Raw genomic sequence first — 18,354 nt, 5'->3', positions numbered from 1 at the left:
ATCATCATCGCATCGTCACCGTGTCGTCAGCTCCCGGATCAGCCCCGCGATGTCCGCCGGCGCCTCCTCGGCCATGAAATGGCCTGCGCGGGTGGTGAAGTGCCGCAGGTCGGTGGTCCACGGCCGCCAGATCGCGGTGGCGTCGAACCCCAGCGCGCTGCCCCAATCCTGCTGCACGACCGTCACCGGCATCGTGAGCCGGGTGCCGGCGTCCAGGTCGGCCCGGTCGTGCTCGATGTCGATCGTCGCGGTGGCCCGATAGTCCGCGACGATCGAGGGCACCGCAGTGCGGCAGGCGCGCAGGTACTCGGCGCGCACGTCGGCGGGGATCGCGTCGGGGGTCGCGGACCAGGCGTCGAGGAAGTGGCCGAAGAACGCGTCGGCGCTGTGCGCGATCATCTGCTCGGGCAGGCCGGGCGGCTGGGCCATCAGGTACAGATGGAAGGCGACCGCGGCATCGACGCCGTGCAGGACGTTCCAGGTGTCCAGGGTCGGGACGATGTCCAGGATGCCCAGGTGGCTGATCCGGTCGGGGTGATCCAGGCCCGCCCGGAAAGCGACGTGTGCGCCGCGGTCGTGCCCGACCAGCGCGAACCGGTCGAATCCGAGCGCATCGGCCAGCGCGACGATGTCCGCGGCCATGGTTCGCTTGGAGTAGGTGTCCGGGGTGGTCGCGCCCGGCTTGCTGCTGGCGCCGTAGCCGCGCAGGTCGGGGCAGATCACGGTGTGGCGCTCGGCGAGGAGGGGAGCGACGTGCCGCCACATCAGGTGGGTCTGGGGGAATCCGTGCAGCAGCACGAGGGCCGGTCCGTCCCCGCCGATCGCCGTGTGCAGTGCGACGCCGTCGGCCACGCCGATAGAGCTGGTTTCGAACCCCGGGATGGTGATGCTCACCGTTGTCTCCTTCTTCCGAACGCGCGGCTATCCGTCCGGAAGAGGTTCGGTGAGCCGGATCAGCAACGGATTAGCGATGGCGGCCCGCGGCCTACGACAATGCGGATATGGAGATCCTCGTCAAGGTGCTCGGGCCGATCGAGGTCACGGACGCCGAGGGTCGCCCAGTGGCGGTGGGCAGCCGGCGTCGCCGCGAGTTGCTGGGGCGGCTTGTCGCGGCGGGCGGACGGGCCGTCCCGCTGGAGGTGCTGGTCGACGACCTCTGGGGGAGTGCCCCTCCGCGTGCGGCGCCGGGCGCGGTCCGCACCTTCGTCGCCGAGTTGCGCCGCGCCCTCGAACCCGATCGGCGGCCGCGAGCGCGGTCGCAGGTCATCGAGACCGTCGGAACCGGATACGCCCTGCGGATTCCGCGGGCCGGCATCGACGTCTGCCGTTTCGAGGATACTCTTGCGGCACTGCGCAATTCGCCCAGTGGGGAGGTCGCCGAGAGGCTGGGCGATGCGCTTGCCCGGTGGCGGGGCGAGCCGTACGCGGACCTCGACGCCGCGCGCTGGGTCACGGCCGAGCGCGCCCGCCTGAGCGAACTCCACGGTCGAGCCGTCGAACTGCGCGCCCGCGCGGTGCTCGACCTCGGTGGCGGCGCGACACTCATTGCCGAGTTGGAGGCGTACGCGGCCGCGCACCCGTGGCGAGAGCACGCGTGGGTCCTGCTCTCTCATGCCCTCTACCAGGCCGGTCGTCAGGTCGACGCGGTGGACTCGCTGCGTGGTGCACGGGCCGCGCTGCGGGATCGATTCGGACTGGAGTCGGCGGAGGGGCTCGATCATCTCGAACGTGACATCCTCGGGCACGCGGCGCATCTCACGCCCGCGCCCCGAGACGAGGACCGGCTGCGCCTGCTCATGCGCACGGAGGCGACCGGGACCTACACCCGGTTGCGTTCGATGAGCACCGTCGCCGGTGCCGCCGCCCTCACCGGCGGCACCAATCTGGTGCTCGCCCAGCGGCAACGCGTCGCGGCGGTGACGGAGGCGGAGCGGGCCGGAGACCCGGAGCTCACCGCCCGAGTGATCGCGGCGTACGACGTCCCGACCATCTGGACGCGCCCCGACGACCCCGGCCGATCCGGAGCCCTGGTCTCGACCGTCCGCCGCACCCTGCAGCGACTGGGGCCCGGTGTCTCGCCGACGCTGCGCGCGCGCCTGCTGGCGACCATCGGGCTCGAGCACCGGGGCACCCGGGACCGCTGGGCCGCCGAGGCGGTGATCGAGGCCGAGCGCCTGGCCCGGGATCTGCACGATCCCGCCGTGCTGGTACTCGCGCTCAACGCCCGCTTCGTGCAATCGTTCCAACGTCCGGGCGGCACCGGCGAACGTGACGCCATCGCCCGCGAGCTCATCGATCTCGCTGTGCGGCACGATATCCCGGCGTTCGAGATCCTCGGCCACCTGATCGGCCTGCAGGTGTGCGCGACCCGGGGCGACACCGCGACGGCCGAACGGCACGCGGTGGCCGCCGAGCGGCTGGCGCTCGCCCATGAGAGCCCGGCGGTGCATGTGCTCACCGCCGCATTCCGTGTCATGTGCCTGGCGCAGCGGTCGAACGACCCCGCCGAGGAGGCTCACGCCTATTACGCCCTGGCCGCCGATCTCACCGGCGCGGGCATGCCCGGACTCGAGGCCGGCATGATCCCGCTCGCCCTGCTGTCGATCAGCATCCGTCACAAGTGTTCCGCACCAACGGATCCCGGCCTGGACTGGGGCCCCTACCGCCCTTGGGCACAACCCCTGCTGGACCTGGCCCGCGGCGACCTCCCCGCGGCCCGCCGCGCCGTGGCCGCCCTGCCCATGCCTCCCGCCGACCACCTGTACGACTCGCTCTGGGCGATCAACGCGCACACGGCGATCGCGCTGGAGGACGATTCGCTCGCCACCCACGCATACGACGCCCTCACTCCGCTACGCGGCGAAATCGCCGGCGCCACAACGGCCATCCTCACCTTCGGCCCCGTCGACGACATCCTGGTGACGCTCGACCGATGCCTCGAGCGGCGATAGCTGTGCATGGCCCCGGAGGATGCGCGCCAGTTCCTCTGTTTGCCATCCTGGTTGAACGTCCATCGGTACCCGGCTCCGGGACGGTGATTGTCCCGGCCGCACCACCGCCCCCGGATAGTCCTTGAACTGCCCCGGTCTCCTCGGCCGGGCAGGAACCGGGTTTACCTTCGATGCGCACGTCCTCGACCGTGACGGCCCGGATGGCATGCGGCGCTCGGGTGGTCAACGTCGATAGATTTGGTCGAGACCGACAAGGGCGATGTCGCGACGGTTGTCGGCGCGAAGTTCGTCGGTGAAACCTGTGCCGGAGTAGCAGGTGAGAACGGTGTCACGGACATCGAAGCCCTTGGCCGCGAGCAGGCTTCGGGCCCGCGCGAGGCGATCGATGTGGCCGTGGCCCATTCTTTCGCCCCATTTCACCTCGCCGAGTGAGAGTATCCGACGTGGCTCATTGGTGCTTTGCGGTCCGAAAACGACGACATCGATCTCGATCTGTGACTTCGATGCGGGGTCGTTGATCACGCCCGAGCGTACTTCGCCGGGCGGCTCGCCGAAGAGTTGCCTGGCGTCGAGTGACAGCGCGAACTCCCGGCAGAGCGCTTCGAAATGCGGTCCTACCACCTGCTTGTCGAACGTAGGGCGTCGCGCCGACCAGATTGCCGCAGATTCTTGGCCGGTTTCGAGCCGAGCGAAGTCGGGCCACATGATCGCTTGGTAGAAGGTGACCAGTGGCTCGATGATCCGATAGGTGCTCTTCCCGGCGCGGAATGCGTCGGGCTCTTTGGCCAGCAAGGCGCAATCTTCCAGAACATTGAGCGGATGCGCTATCTCCGATGACTTGCGGCCGACGAAACTCGCAATTCCGCCGTTGGTCGCGTTCCCTTGCGCGACTGCGGAGAGCACCGAATGGTAGAGACTCGGATCGCGGATGTCAGTCTCCTCGGAGAGTAGATAGCGAGCCTCCCTGAACAGTGGACTTTGAGGATTCAGGACTGTGCGAGTCACCCAGGAATCGAAATCGGCCAACCCGTCGGGTACGTCGTACGCGACGAACTCGCGCCGGTAGGCAGGAGTGCCGCCGACCACGGAGTGAAGCAAGACCGCAAGAGTGGGGTCATCGACCTCCCAGAAGGTTGCTGCGGCCCGATAGCCGAACGGCCTCACCAGCAACTCCATACTCGCCCGCCCGCGCAGTGGTGCTTGGCCGGAGAGCAGTCTTCCCATGACCGACATGGCGGATCCGCAGAGGATCAATCGCACTTGGCTCGTCCGGCCCGAACCTCCGGGACCCAATTCTCGCTGGATTATCGACGGCAACGACGGGGTGGAACGTACGAGGAACGGAAATTCATCGATGACGACGGTTCTCGGCTGGTCACGGATCTCGGTGAACAGGTGTGCGATGGCGTCGCCCCAATCATGGAACGGTCGTGGGACGGCTATTCCGTTCTGGAGAAGCACTGTGGCGAACTGCCGTAGCGAGATTGCTTCGGTTGCCTCGAGCGCGGGGAAGTAGATCCCGCCGCTCGCCAGCGTGAGCGCTTCGAGCAAGAAGCTCTTGCCCTGTCGTCGGCGACCACTGACCACACCCAATGCTGCGCCTGGGTACTGGCGACTCGCGAACCTGGTCAATCCGTCCCATTCAGTCGTCCGATCGAACAGGTGTTCCGGCTTCGGTGTCACGGGACCTCCTGTGTGTGCGTCAGCAACTAAAGTACGGTTTAGTTAAATATACTTTAGTGCACTCGGGTGGGTTGCCGAGTGGAAGTCTCGATGGTGCAGCCACGGGCTGCGGTGGTCAGTGGGCGCGTTGCTCCAGTCCGTCCAGGATCAGTTCCAGCTGGGTTTCGAAAGCGCTGGAGCGGGCGGTGGCGGCGTCGGCGTTGCGGAATGCGGTGTAGCGCTTGTGCATTCGGGGGTAGGGGGTCGAGGCGGATTCACCCGCGCGTATCAGCTGGTCCAGCCACTGCTGTTCGCCCATGCCCGAGCGGGCGACGGTGGTCAGCATGGCGGCCTCGGTGGTACTGGCGCCGACGACGTAGGAGACCATCGCGTTGGTGGCCAGGTCGGCGTCGGTCTCGGAGAAGCCCGCGGTCTCCAGGATGGCCAGGATCGCCTCGGACAGGCGCATCACGTTGGGGCCCAGGTAGACCAGCCCGGCGGTGGACAGCACGGTGCTGATCCACGGATGCCGCAGGATCGTCGCGCGCACGTTGCCGAGGAGTTCGGTCGCGGCCGCGCGCCACCGGACGGGATCCGGTGCGGGCAGCTCGATTTCGCCGAGCACCTGGTCCACGACAAGCTCGAGCAGCTCCTCCTTGTTGGCGACGTGGGTGTAGAGCGAGGTGGCGCCGGCGCCGAGCCGGGCGCCGAGCTTGCGCATGCTCAGCGCCTCGAATCCGTCGGCATCGAGCAGCGCGACCGCCTCGGCGACGATCTGGTCGCGACTCAGTGCGGGTAGATCGCGGCGCCCGCGTTCCGGGCGGGCCCAGACCGATGGGATCGCGCGGGGCTTCACTGCGGCCACGGTGGCCTCCTTCCCTTGTCCGGACCGAGCATACGCCCGATCCGAACACTGTGCGTAGACCCGAACGGTGTACCTCTTGCGTACAGTGTGCGGTTGGCCGTACAGTGTGCGTCATGCCGCACAGTGTGCGGAACGCTTCTCGAAGGAGTCCCCCGATGCAAACGCTCGACTCGACCGCCGCGGCGGTCACCCGCAATCCGCGCCGCTGGCTGGTCCTGGCGGTGCTGTGCCTCAGCTCCCTGGTGCTGGTGATCGACAACATGGTGCTGACCGTGGCGATCCCGCAAATCTCGACCAGCCTGCACGCCGGTGCGCAGCAGATTCAGTGGGTCATCGACGCCTACCTGCTGGTGTTCGCGGGCCTGCTGCTCACCTCGGGCAGCCTTTCCGACCGGTTCGGCCGCCGGCTGGTGATGATCATCGGCCTGGTCCTGTTCGGTGCGGCCTCACTGCTGGCCGCGTACGCGAGCAGCCCGGATCTGCTCATCGCGAGCCGGGCCGCGATGGCCGTGGGTGGGGTGCTGATCCTGCCCAGTACGTTGTCCATCCTGATCACGGTGTTCGACGAGCAGGAGCGTCCGAAGGCGATCTCCGCCTGGACCGCGGTGTCCGTGCTCGGCATGGTGGGCGGTCCCGCGCTGGGCGGCGTGCTGCTGGCGCACTTCTGGTGGGGCGCGGTCTTCGTGCTGAACGTGCCGATCGCCGTGGTCGCGATCGTGGCGGCACTGGTGTTCATGCCCGAGTCCAAGGGCCCGGCCCGGCCGCTGGACGTGCCCGGCATGGTGACCTCGATAGTGGGCGTGACCGCGCTGGTGTGGACGATTATCGGGGTGCCGCAGTACGGCTGGACCGGTGCGCAGACCCTGAGCGCGGCGGCCGTGGCCGTGATCGCGTTGGGTGCCTTCGCGGTTCGCGAGCTCACCACCGACGTGCCGATGATTCCGCTGCACCTGTTCCGCAACCGCACCTTCACCGGATCCAGCTTCTCCCTGGTGCTGGCCTCGTTCGCCAATGCCGGTCTGGCCCTGGTGCTGACGCAGTACCTGCAGTTCGTGCTCGGCTACACCCCGATGCGCACCGCCCTGGCCTTCACCCCGCTGGCGATCGCGGCGCTGGTCTGCAACGGCGCCGGCGCGGCACTGGTGAACAAGTTCGGCGCCCGGGCGATGGCGGTGATCGGGCTGGCGGTCGTCGCGGTGGGCTTCGCGGTGCTGGCCGTGCTGTCGGCGGGCTCCGGCTTCTGGCTCCCCGCACTGGCCATGGCGCTGATCGGCGCCGGTGCCGGGCTGGCCATGCCCGCCGCGGTGGGTGCGCTGATGAGCGCGGTGCCCGCTGAGCACGCCGGTGTCGGTTCCGCGCTGAACGACACCATCCAGCAGACCGGCGGCGCGCTGGGCGTGGCCGTGCTGGGCGCGGTCCTGGCCGGCGCCTACACCGGCGCGATGCCGCACTCGGCTCCCGCCGCCGCCCGCCAGTCGATCGCGGGCGCCGTGGGCAACGCCAACGTGTTCGGCCTGGCGCGGGACGCCTTCGTCACGGCCATGCACGTCACCTTCGGTGTCGGCGCGGTGTGCTCGCTGGCCGCGGCGGTCGTCGCCTTCTTCCTGATGCGCGGCACCGGCCCTGTTGCGGCGCAGGAGGACTCGGCGCAGGAGGAGGAACTGGTCCGCACCTACTGAGCGACGCGACCGGCCGGGCGGCGGGTGCATCACACGATGCGCCCGCCGCCTTCGTCGTGTGCGGACCCGGGCGGGAACCGGCTGCGGGCCGCCATCTCTCGCTCGGCTGTCACATCGCCCCGCTCCCCGGTAGTGTTCCGCCGTAGGTTGCCGGGCGCAAAGGATTACCCACGATGGACGACGAATACACCTGGCGTCGAGCGGATGCCGCCGGTATCCGCTGGGACGGCCGCGTCCGACTGCGGCACGCTCCACGCCCGCTGCGCGGCCACATCCGCTGACCGTTTCGGGCACGTCACCTGCGCCTCCGGAGCGGATCCTGCGGACACCCGGTGACGCCGGACCGCGCCCCCTATGCCCATCATGTCCGAATTCGAAACCACTCGCTGCGTGAACGCAGTAAGGTTGCCGCCGAATCTGATCGCTGAAGGAGCCCCGTGGCCACACAACCCGACCGCTCCGACCGAACACCATGGAACTGGCTGCTCCTGGTACCGGTCGTCGTGCCCCTGCTGACCTTCCTGTTCAACTTCGACAAGCCCCGGATCGCGGGCTTCCCGATGTTCTACTGGCTCCAGATGCTGTTCATCCTGCTGTCCGTGGCCAGCACGACGATCGTGTACTGGGTGGGTAAGAAGCGGAGCGGCAAGTGAACGTCACCGAACTGGTCATCTTCGTCATCCTGTTCCTCGTGGTGACCGTCGTCGGCTTCCTGGCCGCGCGCTGGCGCCGCCCCGCCACCATGGACCACCTCGACGAATGGGGTCTGGGCGGACGCAGCTTCGGCACCTGGGTCACCTGGTTCCTGGTCGGCGGCGACCTCTACACCGCCTACACCTTCGTCGCGGTGCCCGCGCTGGTATTCGGCGCGGGGGCGATCGGCTTCTATGCCCTGCCCTACACCGTGATCCTGTATCCGATGGTGTATCTGGTGGTGATCCGGCTCTGGTCGGTGTCGCACGTGAACGGCTTCGTCACCCCCGCCGACTTCGTGCGCGCCCGGTTCGGATCCCCGACCCTGGCGCTGGTGGTGGCGCTGGCCGGCATCGTCGCGACGATGCCGTATATCGCGTTGCAGCTCACCGGTATTCAGGCGGTGCTGGCCTCGATCGGCCTGCACGGCGACTGGCCGCTGATCGTGGCGTTCGCGATCCTGGCCGCGTACACGTATCAGTCCGGGCTGCGGGCGCCGGCGCTCATCGCCTTCGTCAAGGATCTGCTGATCTACGCGGTGATCATCGTCGCGGTGATCTACGTGCCCACTCGCCTCGGCGGCTGGGGGCACATCTTCGACGTCTCGCAGGCGAAGTTCACCAAGGCGCACACGGGCGGTATCACCCTGCACGGGTCGGACCAGTTGCAGTACGCCACACTGGCTCTCGGCTCGGCCCTGGCGCTGTTCCTCTACCCGCACAGCATCACCGGCGCCCTGGCCAGTAAGAACCGCGGGGTGATCAAGCGGAACATGTCCGCGCTGCCCGCCTACAGCTTCCTGCTCGCCCTGCTGGCGATGCTGGGGTACGCCGCGATCGCGGCCGGCGTCAAACCACTGGTCGAGAACGGAAAGGCCAACAGCAGCACCATCGTTCCGGAGCTGTTCCAGCATCTGTTCCCGAGCTGGTTCACCGGCATCGCATTCGCGGCGATCGGGATCGGCGCGCTGGTGCCCGCGGCGATCATGTCCATCGCGGCGGCAAACCTGTTCACCCGCAACATCTACAAGGAGTACTTCCGCCGCAACGCCACCCCGGCGGAGGAGGCCAAGGTCAGCAAGGCGGCCTCGCTGGTGGTGAAACTCGGTGCACTGGTAGCGATCCTGGCCCTGAATCCGCAGTTCTCGATCAACCTGCAACTCATCGGCGGCGCCATCGTGCTGCAGACGCTGCCGCCGGTGGCGCTGGGCCTGTTCACCCGCTGGTTCCATCGGGTCGGGCTGGTCGCCGGCGTGCTCGCGGGCCTGGTCGCGGCGCTGTGGATGCTGTGGGTGACCCCGAATCCCGCTGTGCACCAGAAGCATTTCGGCGGTTCGGCGTATGCGCTCTCGCACCTGGGCTTCGTCACCAAGGCCACGGTCTATCCGGGGCTGCTCGCGCTGGTAGTGAATCTCGTTGTGGCGGTGGTCGTCACGCTGATCGTGCGGGCCGCCAAGGTGTCCGACGGCACCGACAGCACGCAGGCCGACGATTACTTCTTCGACGTGACCGAGCCCAGTGAGCCCGAGGTCGAAGTAGCGGCCTGACGCCGCGTTCCGCAGCCCGGGACGACTGTCGATCGGCAGTCGTCCCGGGCCGGAGTCCGGTTCAGGCGAGGAGTTTCAGGAGTTGGAGCGCCAGCTCCAGTGCGTCGTCGACGGAATCGGCGAGGTACAGCGGGTCGATGAACAGGTCGTCGAACCCGGTCTCGTCGACGAGCCGCCGGACGGCGTCCGCGATCGCCTGCGGCGTGCTGTCCGCCGCCGCATTCACGCGGACGATCGTGGCGATGGCGCCGGGGTCGCGCCCGGCTCGCTCCGCGCTCTCGTCGATGGCCCGGCGCTGCCGCAGCAGTCCCGCGGGCTGCTCGGGCGGGCCCGGGACCATCAGCACGGGCAGCCAGCCGTCGGCGCGGCGCCCGATCCGGGCGATACCGGCGGCGCTGAAGGCGCCCAGGTGAATCGGCGGGTGGGGGCGCTGCACAGTCGCCAGTTCGGTGTGGTGGTCCGGCACCGTGACCCAGGCGCCCCGGTACTCGGCTCGGTCCGCGCCCCAGATCGCCTGCAGCGCATCGAGGGTCTCGTCGAACCGGGCGCCGCGGTGGCTGAACGGGATTCCGGCGGCGGCGTATTCCTCGGGGGACCAGCCGATCCCGAGCCCGGGGACGAGCCGCCCGGCGCTGACGACATCCAGGGTGGTCAGCATCCGCGCCAGGATCGCCGGGGGATACAGCGGGGCGATGAGCACGTTGGTGCCCAGCCGGACTCGTTCGGTGACCCCGGCGGCCACGGCGAGCACGGCGAAGGGGTCCAGCACCGCGTTGAACTGTGCCGGGATGGTGGGCCTGCCGCCGTAGCCGACGCTGGGATTCACCGCCGCCAGCAGCCGATCGCCGACCCAGAGGCTATCCGCGCCCGCCTGTTCCAACTCCCGGGCGAATCGGGCGATGTGGGCGCCGCCGCTGGCCTGACCTCCGTATTGCGGTAGCGAGAATCCGACCTTCATTGCGTTCCCTTCGAGTTGACGCCGAACCGATTTTCGACATTAGCGCACCGTTCCCCGCTCGCCCGCGGCGTGGCCGGTGCATGAAAGCCGGTCCCGACTCAGGACTCCGCGAATGCCGGTGCCGCCGCGATGATCTCGCGGGCGAGCGCCGAATCACCCTCGACGGCATAGGAAATGGTGCCGGGGTCGAGCCTGCCGCCGGAGAGCAGGCAGAAGTCGATCACATCCATCGTGATCCGGGTATCCGGCCGGGCGGGCGGGTGCGGGCCGAGGGCAACGGTCCACCGGTCACCGCCCGGTCCGGACAGGATCACCTCCACGGTGGCGCCGGGCCGCTGCCCGAATGCCCGCGGCAACATGCGAACGCCCAGGCCCGCCATCGCGTTCAGGTGCCGGGGCTGCGGCGTGGGGGCGGCCGCGCCGGACGTGTCCGCGACGTCGACCGCGTGCACCCAGGTTTCGAAGGCGCGGCGGGCCATTGTGTCGGGCAGTGGCAGCGGCACCGGCATGTCGATGATCGTGGCCGGCGGAATCGTAGGCAGCGTCAGGCAGATTCGCGCGGCCTGGGCGAACCAGCGCGCCCGGATGAGATCGGGGGTCGGCGAGGTGTCCGCCGCGAGTACGGATTCGGTCCTGATCAGCGGGTCCGCGGCGGATGCGGCCTCCCCGGGGAGCACCGGGTCCAGGCCTAGCCGCTGCGCGAGCAGGCTGTCCACGGCCGACAGCCGGCTGATCAGATTGCCGACGGTCCAGTCGGGGGCGTGGTTGCTCCAGCGATATCGCACCGGGCGCTGCCATTCGGACTCCGGGACCGTGTCCAGCAGTGTATTCAGGGCCAGCACCTGCGCCGCGTAGGGGCACCACGCGGAGGCGTCGCGCAACACCTGAAGCCAGTGTTCGGTGGTCGTGTCGTGATGCCAATGCCGGAATTCGCTGAGCAGCCGGTCGCGGGCCGGGGCGCCGAGCTGTGGCTGCTCCGGGGTGCCCAGGGCGCCGATCAGCCGGGTCGTCTCCCACATCCGGGCCAGGTCGGTTTCGCAGTCCGCACAGTCGGCCAGGTGCTCGACGAATCGCATCTCGGTGGCCACGTCCAGTGCGCCGTCCAGGAATTCCGAGACCAGCTCGGCGAATTCCGCGCAGTCCATGACGTGGCCCTTCCGATGACAGGCCGGGCGGTAGTGCATCGGCCCGATACATCCCACCTTATCGTCGCCCACGCCACTCCCGGCTTCACCCGGGTGGCGCCGCCGACCGTATCGGTGCTGGGTCCGGTCATCGCGCCGGTGGATATCGATACCCGAAGCCCTTGCCGGACAACGATTGCCAATTGATGGTAACGATCGTTACTATTCGAGGATGATCGAACGCTCGAAGGTTCCTCTGATCCGGCTCTGGCTGGCGGTGCTGGCCGGCTATCTGGCCCTCGGCGCCACCATTCAGGAGATGCCTGCCTTCGTGGTACACCGATTCGGCGGCGGACCCGTCCTCAGCGCCGGCGCCGTGGGCATCGCATTCCTGGCCACCGCGCTGGGGCGCCCGTTCGCCGGCGCCGCCGCGGACAACGGCCGGGCGCGGACGGTGGTGATCCTCGGGGGGATCCTGACCGCGCTCGGTGGCATCGGGCACCTGGTGGCGCCCGACCCCGCCGCGCTGCTGGCGTCCCGGCTGGTGATGGGAGCCGGAGAGGCCGCCCTGTTCTCCGGGGCGCTGCCGTGGGTGCTTTCGGGTGCGGACCCCGGGCAGCGCGGACGCGTGGCCGGATGGTTCGGGCTGTCGATGTGGGGCGGGCTGTCGGTGGGGCCGGTGCTGGCCGCGCTGGTGGACCCGGCGGCGGGCTATGGCGGCGTCTGGTGGATGGTGACGGCGCTGGCACTGTTCTCCGCCGCGCTCACGATCGCGACCCCGCGTCAGGCCGACCGCCCCGGCACCGCCGTACCGTGGCGGCTGGCGGAGGTGATGCCCGCCGGAATCGGGTTGCCCGGCATGGTTTTCGGGCTCTCGGCCTACGGGTACGGCACCGTCTCCGCGCTGGCGGTACTGTATTTGCGCAGCTTCCACGGCGGCGGCCAGGCCGCGGCCCTGCCCCTGTTCGCGGTGGCGTTCGTGACGACGCGGTTCGCGGGCAGCCCGCTGGTCGATCGGGTGGGTGGCGTGCGGGTGGCGATCTGGTCGCTGAGTGTCGAGGCCGCGGGCCTGCTGCTTGCGGGTCTGCTGCGCACCGAACCGGCGATCCTGATCGGCGCGACGCTGACCGGCGCCGGGCTGGCGCTGATGTACCCGGCGACGGTAGCGGTCACCTTGCGGCGCATCCGCACTCCGCGCCCCGGCGCCGCGGTAGGGGCGGTCACCTCCTCGTGGGATATGGGCATTCTCGCGGCCGGTCCGATAGGTGGCGTGCTGGCCGTCACCGCGGGCTACCGCGCGGCGTTCGTGCTGGCCGCCGCGCTGGGAATCGCCGCCGCGGCGATCGCGGGAACCCTGCTGCGCAGGCCCGTTCGGCGCGCGGCGAGCCCGGATCGGGTCGAGATCGGTTAGACATACCTCCGCATTCGCTCCGGCCATGCGCGGGTTTCGGACGGCTTCGCCGACGGCGTCCATCAGGGACGTGGGGGAGTGGGCTCAGGCGGCCGTCCAGTCCGCATTCGCGCCGCAGACGATCAGGCACGGCAGTTCTCCGGGCACCAGCCCGGCGAGCCATGCGGCGAACGGAATCGCGGCGGCGGGTTCGACCGCGATCCGGCATTCCTCCCACAGTCGGTCGCGGGCCCGCAGGATCTGTTCGTCGTCGACCAGCTGGGAGGACACCGCGTGGGAGGTCAGGACATCGAATGGCACCCGGCCGACCCGGCTGGCTCCCGTCGCGGACGCGGCGACGGAGCGCACCTCGGAATCCGTCGGGTGGCCCGCGGCGAGCGCGTCGTGCAGGCAGCAGCAGTGCTCGGGTTCTATCGCGACGACGCGGCGGTCCCCGGCGGCCAGGGCCGTTCCGGCGGCCAGCCCACCGCCGCCGCCGGCCACGGCGATCGTGTCGACCTCCGGTGCGTCGGTGACGATCTCGGCCGTCACCGTGCCCTGTCCGGCGACAACGGCCGGATCGTCGAAGGGGTGCACCATCCGGTGCCCCGGCCGCGCGGCGACCTCCGATGCGACCGCCGCGGCCTCGGCGAAGGTGGCGCCGTGCCGGATCAGCTTCGCGCCCGCGGCCTCGATGCGCCGCGCCTTCGCGTCCGGAACAGACTGGGGCACATAGATTGTCGCGGGCAGGTCGAGCAGCGACGCCGCGGTCGCGACCGCGAGGCCGTGGTTGCCGCCGGACGCGGCGATCACCCGATCCTCCCGCGTGCCGGACAGCAGCGCGTTGACCGCGCCGCGCAGTTTGAACGAGCCGCTGCGCTGGAGGTACTCGAGCTTCAGCAGCACCCGCCGGCCGTCGATCTCCAGCTCGAACACGGGGGTTCGGCGAATGTACGGGCGGATCCGCTCGGCGGCCGCGTGGACGTCGGTGACCGACAGTGCGGGGGTGGGACTGGTGGTGAGGCTCGGCATGACCTTCATGCTTCGCGCGCCGCCCCATTAGCACAAGCAACGATCAATAAGCTGACATTAGCAACGCTTAATATGAGTGCATGGTGCGAGAGCTCGATGTGAACCGCCTACGGGTGCTGATGGAGGTGGCCCACGCCAGGTCCATTGCCGAGGCCGCGCGCACCCTGTCCTTCACGCCCTCGGCGCTGTCGCAGCAGATCGCCAAACTCGAGGCCGAGCTGGGAACCCGTCTGCTGGAACGTCATCCGACCGGTGTCACCCCGACACCGGTCGGTGCGGTGCTGGTGGAACACGCGGAACGCGTGATCGGCGAGCTCCGCCAGGCGCGGACCGCGCTCGATGCCGCACTGGCGATACAGCCGCAGCGGCTCGCGCTCGGATCCTTCTCCACTGCCACGCAGCTGCTGGTGCCCGCGGCGCTGGCGGCGCTGCAATCCCGGCATCCGCGCGCGGAGCTGTCGCTCGTCGACATCGAACCGCCCGACGGCTACGGGCTGGTGACGTCCGGCGACCTCGACGTGTTGATCACCCATCGCTACCCGGGCGTGGCGCAGGTCCCGCATCCGGGGCTCGAGCGGCGGGTGTTGCTCGAGGACCCACTCCGGCTGGCGGTGCCCGCGGATCATCGCCTGGCGCGCAAGGCCGCTCCGCGCGGACTGGACCTCACCCGCCTCTCGGACGAGACGTGGATCTCCGGCGCGCCGGGCATCCCGAACAGGGCGTGTCTGGAAACCCTTGCGCGCCAGGCCGATATCGCACCGCGCGTCGCCTACGAGTCCGCCGATTACCACGTCATCCTGGCGCTGGTCGACGCGGGGCTGGGGATCGCGCTCGTCCCGCAGAGCATTCTCGCCGCGGCCGACGGCCGCCGCGTCGCGGTTCACGGCCTGCGGGGGTACCGGCCCGCCCGCGAGATCAGCATTGTCCACCGCCGAAGGCCGACAGCGCTTGTGCGGGAACTGGTTACGGACCTGCACACCACGGCGACGGGCGTCGGTGAGCGCTGAGGGGGCATGACGGCGCCCGGACGGACCGGGGATCGGTTGCGGCTCATAGGGTTATCTGGATGGCCTCCGGCCCGCGCAGGTTGATGTGGGGCCGGTAGGGCGGCGGATCCGAGTGCAGGCGTGGAGATTCCACGCGCTGTGCGAATCGGGTGAGCGCGACGATCGCCTCGCGGCGGGCCAGAGGCGCACCGAGGCAGAAATGCGCGCCGAGGCCGAATGCCAGATGCCGGTTCTCCCGGGTGGGGTCGAAGCGGTCGGGGTCGGAGAAGACCGCGGGGTCGCGATGCGCGGCGGCGATCAGCATGATGACGATGTCGCCTTGGTCGATGCGGGTGCCGCCGATATCCAGATCGTCGGCGGCGATGCGGGGGATCAGCTGGACCGGTGGGTCGTAGCGCAGGGTCTCCTCGACGATGCCGGACGCGGATCCGGGATCGGCGCGCAGCGCGGCGAGGTGCCGCGGGTCGCGCAGGAGTGCCAGGACCGCGTTGGCGATGAGATTGACGGTGGTCTCGTGTCCGGCGGTCAGCAGCAGGGCGCAGGTCGAGATCAACTCGCCATGGGTCAGCGTGTCGCCGGCCTCCTCGGCGGCGATCAACTCCGAGAGCAGGTCCGGGCCGGGCTGCGCACGCCGGACGTCGATGAGCTCTTCGAAGTAGGCGTACATGTCGTCGGCGGCGCGGCGTAGCTCGTCCGGATCGGCGCGGAACTGCGGCAGCGAGCGCGAGGTCGGGTCGAGGCAGCGCGAGACGATGCGCGACCAGTGCCCGAGGCGTTGTTCGTCGGCCAGCGGCACGCCGAGTAGTTCGCAGATGACCGTCACCGGCAGTGGGTAGGCGAAGTCGGCGACGGCGTCGAAGCCGCCGGCGGTGAGCGCGGAATCCAGTAGTGCGTCGACGATTTCGGTGATCCGTGGCTCGAGCCGGGCCACGACGCGGGGCGTGAACGCCTTGGACACCAGCCGGCGTAGCCGGGTGTGGTCCGGGGGATCGAGGAACAGAAACGACGGCACCGCCTCGTCCGTCCGGTCGTCGGAGCCCGCGCGATAGACGGGCATCGTCGCCAGCCGCGCCGTGGACAGCGTCCGGTCGACGCTGGCGGCCGGATGGCGCAGCATCGCGGCGCAGTCGGCATAGCCGGAGAGCACCACGATCGGCGCGCCGGCCACGCGGAACGGTCCGCCGTCGCGAATCCGCGCGTACACCGGGTACGGGTCCGCACGCACCGCGGGGTCGATGAGGCGCAGGTACGCGGCCGCGCCGGGGTGCTCGTCGGTCGGGGTTGTCACCGGGGGAACCTCCAAAAGCTACAGATAGTGAAGCTTCACTTACTGAAGCTACGGTAACTGTAGGATGGGCAAACCGCCAGAGGCTGCGAAAGGGAGATTCCGTGACCGAACCCGCGAGCAGGCGCAATCGTCCGTATGCGCCGCGGCGGTCGCCCGAGCAGCGCCGCGAGCACGTGCTCGACGCCACCCTGCGCGTCATCGTCGACCAGGGCATTCACAAGGTGTCCATCGACACGGTCGCCCGCGCGGCCGGTGTCACCCGCCCGGTCGTCTACAGCGTGTTCGCCGATTCCGACGAGCTGCTGCGCGCCTCGCTGGCCCGCGAGGAGGAGCGGGGCCTGGCCCAGGTGGCGGCGCTGTTGCCGCTGCGCCCCGGCGATCCGGCCGCCGCGATCGTCGAATTCCTCACCGGCTTCCTGGGCGCGGTCACGGCCGAACCCGACCGCTGGCGTGCCGCCTTCCTCCTGGTCGACAGCAGTAATCCGACCTTCCGTCGGCACCTGGAGCGCCTGCGTGCCGCCCTGGTCGGCGTCCTGGAGGATTTCGTCCGCGCCACCACCACCGACCGCGACGTCGAGATGACCGCCCGCGCGCTGCACGCCTTCATCTGGGATGCCGGCAGGCTCACCCTCGCCGAACCGGAAGCCTTTCCCCCCGAACGCATTTCGAGGTTCGCCGCGGACATGATCGCGGATCTTTCGCTCAGGCGGCCGGCGCGGGCGGGCGACGCCGAAGGGGCCTGAACGGGCAATCGGCGCGATTGCGTGGACCTCGCGCGAGTCGTCATGGGTTCTTTCAGCCGAGGCTGCGGCCGCCGTCGACATCGATACGGGCGCCGGTGATCTGGGCGGCGGCGTCGGATGCCAGCATCGCGACCGTCGCTGCGATGTCCTCGGGCCGCGAGATGCGGCGCAGCGGTGTGGCGGCGCCTGCCGCCTCGACCCATTGCTGTTGGTGCTCACCGGCATTGGCATCGGTGGCGACCAGACCGGGTGCGACGGTGTTGACGCGGATGCCGTCGGGACCCAGTTCCCGTGCGAGCGCCAGTCCCAGCGTGTCCTGGGCGGCCTTGGCGATGGCGATGTCCGCCAGCCCCGGTGCGCCGCCGGAGCGCGCGCCGGCCGAGCCGATGAGCACGATCGATCCGCCGCCGCGGGCGCGCATCGCCGGGACCGCGAGGTGGCAGCAGTTGAGCGTGCAGGCCAGTTGCGCGGCCACCCGGCGTTGGATCGTGGCGATGGCCTCGGGGGAATCGACGCTCGCGCGGCGGCGGACATCGGCGGTGGGCCCGATCGCGTTGCACACCAGGATGTCCGGGCCTCCGAGCTCCTCGGCGGCGCGCAGCACCCGCCGTGCGTCCGCGATGTCGGTGACATCCCCCTGTGCCGCGACCGCGGATGAGCCGGACGACCGGATCATCTCGACGACCTCTTCGGCGCGCTCGCGGTGGTGGACGTAGTTCACCACGACGGTGGCGCCCTGGATGCCGAGCGTGTGCGCGATGGCGGCCCCGATGCCGCGCGCCGCCCCGGTGACCAGGGCGATACGGCCGGTGAGCGGCCGGTGATGCGTCGCTGTGTGCACGATGTTCTCCCGATGAGTTTCGACAAGACCTTGTCGAAAATATAGGACAGCCTCAATGAAAATGACAAGACCTTGTCGAACTGGGTGGGTTCGGTTACGGTGCCCCCATGCGCGAGGATGATGTGCCCGTGCGCCGGAGCGTGCGCGGCGACCTGCTCACCGACCTGATCGACGAGATCTTTCAGGTCAACGGCAAACTCCTGCGGGCGGGCGATGCCCTCGCCGCCGATGTCGGGCTCACCAGCGCCCGGTGGCAGGTATTGGGTGCGATCGGCGCCGAGGGTACGACCATGGCCCAGATCGCCAGGCGGCGCGGCCTGCGCCGGCAAGGGGTGCGGGAGATCGTGACGCGCCTGCGCGAGGACGGGCTGGTCGAGCTCGTCCCCAATCCGGACGACCGGCGAGCCCCGCTGGTCCGCCTCACTCCGAAGGCGGGGCGCCTGCTGGCAGAGCTGCATCCCGCGCAGGTCCGCTGGGCGGACGCCCTCGGCGAGACGTTTACCGCCGAACAGCTCGCACTCACCCTTGCCGCATTGCGAACCCTTGCCGATGTCGTCGACGGTTAGCAGTGTGGC

General features: G+C 69.7%; 16 protein-coding genes. 8 read left to right on the top strand and 8 right to left on the bottom strand.

The features are described from left to right. Positions 1-15 precede the first annotated feature (15 nt). Entirely contained in the window at positions 16-894 is an 879-nt protein-coding gene (locus tag KO481_RS33250) for an alpha/beta hydrolase (RefSeq protein WP_215922454.1), read from the bottom strand. 107 nt (positions 895-1,001) lie between these two features. Here KO481_RS33250 and KO481_RS33245 point away from each other — a divergent pair, with 107 nt between their 5' ends. Continuing rightward, a complete protein-coding gene (locus KO481_RS33245) occupies positions 1,002-2,951 on the top strand; it encodes an AfsR/SARP family transcriptional regulator (protein WP_215922453.1) in 1,950 nt (649 codons plus the stop codon). A 222-nt stretch (positions 2,952-3,173) separates the two neighbouring features. Here KO481_RS33245 and KO481_RS33240 read toward each other — a convergent pair whose 3' ends face one another. Beyond that, a complete protein-coding gene (locus tag KO481_RS33240; RefSeq protein WP_215922452.1) occupies positions 3,174-4,634 on the bottom strand; it encodes an ATP-binding protein in 1,461 nt (486 codons plus the stop codon). 115 nt (positions 4,635-4,749) lie between these two features. After that, positions 4,750-5,478 carry a TetR/AcrR family transcriptional regulator gene (locus KO481_RS33235; RefSeq protein WP_215922451.1) on the bottom strand — a complete coding sequence of 243 codons (729 nt, stop codon included), beginning with the start codon at positions 5,476-5,478 and terminating at the stop codon, positions 4,750-4,752. A gap of 155 nt (positions 5,479-5,633) precedes the next feature. Between KO481_RS33235 and KO481_RS33230 the strand changes: the two genes are divergently transcribed. The 3 genes from KO481_RS33230 to mctP all read left to right on the top strand — a co-directional run bounded on the left by KO481_RS33230 (position 5,634) and on the right by mctP (position 9,396). Continuing rightward, positions 5,634-7,157 carry an MFS transporter gene (locus KO481_RS33230; RefSeq protein WP_215922450.1) on the top strand — a complete coding sequence of 508 codons (1,524 nt, stop codon included), beginning with the start codon at positions 5,634-5,636 and terminating at the stop codon, positions 7,155-7,157. Positions 7,158-7,594: 437 nt separating this feature from the next. Continuing rightward, positions 7,595-7,810, top strand: coding sequence for a DUF3311 domain-containing protein (locus KO481_RS43570; protein WP_215922449.1), 216 nt, complete (start codon positions 7,595-7,597; stop codon positions 7,808-7,810). Next, positions 7,807-9,396 carry a monocarboxylate uptake permease MctP gene (gene mctP, locus KO481_RS33220; protein ID WP_215922448.1) on the top strand — a complete coding sequence of 530 codons (1,590 nt, stop codon included), beginning with the start codon at positions 7,807-7,809 and terminating at the stop codon, positions 9,394-9,396. The genes KO481_RS43570 and mctP overlap by 4 nt, the downstream gene beginning before the upstream one ends. Before the next feature lie 61 nt (positions 9,397-9,457). On the opposite strand, the gene KO481_RS33215 is transcribed toward mctP, so the two are convergent. Beyond that, entirely contained in the window at positions 9,458-10,354 is an 897-nt protein-coding gene (locus tag KO481_RS33215; RefSeq protein ID WP_215922447.1) for a TIGR03619 family F420-dependent LLM class oxidoreductase, read from the bottom strand. 98 nt (positions 10,355-10,452) lie between these two features. Beyond that, entirely contained in the window at positions 10,453-11,571 is a 1,119-nt protein-coding gene (locus KO481_RS33210; protein WP_215922446.1) for a maleylpyruvate isomerase family mycothiol-dependent enzyme, read from the bottom strand. Between the two features lie 139 nt (positions 11,572-11,710). Between KO481_RS33210 and KO481_RS33205 the strand changes: the two genes are divergently transcribed. Continuing rightward, positions 11,711-12,889, top strand: coding sequence for an MFS transporter (locus KO481_RS33205; protein ID WP_215922445.1), 1,179 nt, complete (start codon positions 11,711-11,713; stop codon positions 12,887-12,889). A gap of 84 nt (positions 12,890-12,973) precedes the next feature. Here KO481_RS33205 and KO481_RS33200 read toward each other — a convergent pair whose 3' ends face one another. Beyond that, entirely contained in the window at positions 12,974-13,900 is a 927-nt protein-coding gene (locus tag KO481_RS33200) for a serine/threonine dehydratase (protein ID WP_215922444.1), read from the bottom strand. 80 nt (positions 13,901-13,980) lie between these two features. On the opposite strand from KO481_RS33200, the gene KO481_RS33195 reads away from it, so the two are divergent. Next, complete coding sequence (locus KO481_RS33195) at positions 13,981-14,907, top strand: LysR family transcriptional regulator (RefSeq protein WP_215922443.1); 927 nt, start codon at positions 13,981-13,983, stop codon at positions 14,905-14,907. A gap of 43 nt (positions 14,908-14,950) precedes the next feature. On the opposite strand, the gene KO481_RS33190 is transcribed toward KO481_RS33195, so the two are convergent. After that, the gene (locus KO481_RS33190; RefSeq protein ID WP_215922442.1) at positions 14,951-16,195 is read right to left on the bottom strand and encodes a cytochrome P450; all 1,245 of its coding nucleotides are present in this window, start codon (positions 16,193-16,195) and stop codon (positions 14,951-14,953) included. Positions 16,196-16,296: 101 nt separating this feature from the next. Here KO481_RS33190 and KO481_RS33185 point away from each other — a divergent pair, with 101 nt between their 5' ends. Then, the gene (locus KO481_RS33185; RefSeq protein WP_215922441.1) at positions 16,297-16,938 is read left to right on the top strand and encodes a TetR/AcrR family transcriptional regulator; all 642 of its coding nucleotides are present in this window, start codon (positions 16,297-16,299) and stop codon (positions 16,936-16,938) included. Positions 16,939-16,990: 52 nt separating this feature from the next. Here the strand turns inward: KO481_RS33185 and KO481_RS33180 are convergent, their stop codons facing one another. Then, positions 16,991-17,779 (bottom strand): SDR family NAD(P)-dependent oxidoreductase, encoded by a 789-nt coding sequence (locus KO481_RS33180; RefSeq protein WP_215922440.1) that lies wholly within the window; start codon positions 17,777-17,779, stop codon positions 16,991-16,993. A 107-nt stretch (positions 17,780-17,886) separates the two neighbouring features. On the opposite strand from KO481_RS33180, the gene KO481_RS33175 reads away from it, so the two are divergent. Then, on the top strand, positions 17,887-18,345 hold the full coding sequence (locus KO481_RS33175) for a MarR family winged helix-turn-helix transcriptional regulator (protein WP_215922439.1): 459 nt from the start codon (positions 17,887-17,889) through the stop codon (positions 18,343-18,345). Positions 18,346-18,354: the final 9 nt, after the last annotated feature.

This window comes from Nocardia albiluteola (assembly GCF_018860155.1).
In the GTDB taxonomy this organism is placed as follows: Bacteria; Actinomycetota; Actinomycetes; order Mycobacteriales; family Mycobacteriaceae; genus Nocardia; species Nocardia albiluteola.
This window is presented reverse-complemented; position numbering and strand designations above follow the sequence as displayed.

Bases quoted from the DNA above. Each gene is read 5' to 3' on its own strand.
- KO481_RS33195 (WP_215922443.1), top strand. From the start codon at position 13,981: ATGGTGCGAGAGCTCGATGTGAACCGCCTACGGGTGCTGATGGAGGTG.
- KO481_RS33215 (WP_215922447.1), bottom strand. From the start codon at position 10,354: ATGAAGGTCGGATTCTCGCTACCGCAATACGGAGGTCAGGCCAGCGGC.
- KO481_RS33230 (WP_215922450.1), top strand. From the start codon at position 5,634: ATGCAAACGCTCGACTCGACCGCCGCGGCGGTCACCCGCAATCCGCGC.
- KO481_RS33205 (WP_215922445.1), top strand. From the start codon at position 11,711: ATGATCGAACGCTCGAAGGTTCCTCTGATCCGGCTCTGGCTGGCGGTG.
- KO481_RS33175 (WP_215922439.1), top strand. From the start codon at position 17,887: ATGCGCGAGGATGATGTGCCCGTGCGCCGGAGCGTGCGCGGCGACCTG.
- KO481_RS33200 (WP_215922444.1), bottom strand. From the start codon at position 13,900: ATGCCGAGCCTCACCACCAGTCCCACCCCCGCACTGTCGGTCACCGAC.
- KO481_RS33245 (WP_215922453.1), top strand. From the start codon at position 1,002: ATGGAGATCCTCGTCAAGGTGCTCGGGCCGATCGAGGTCACGGACGCC.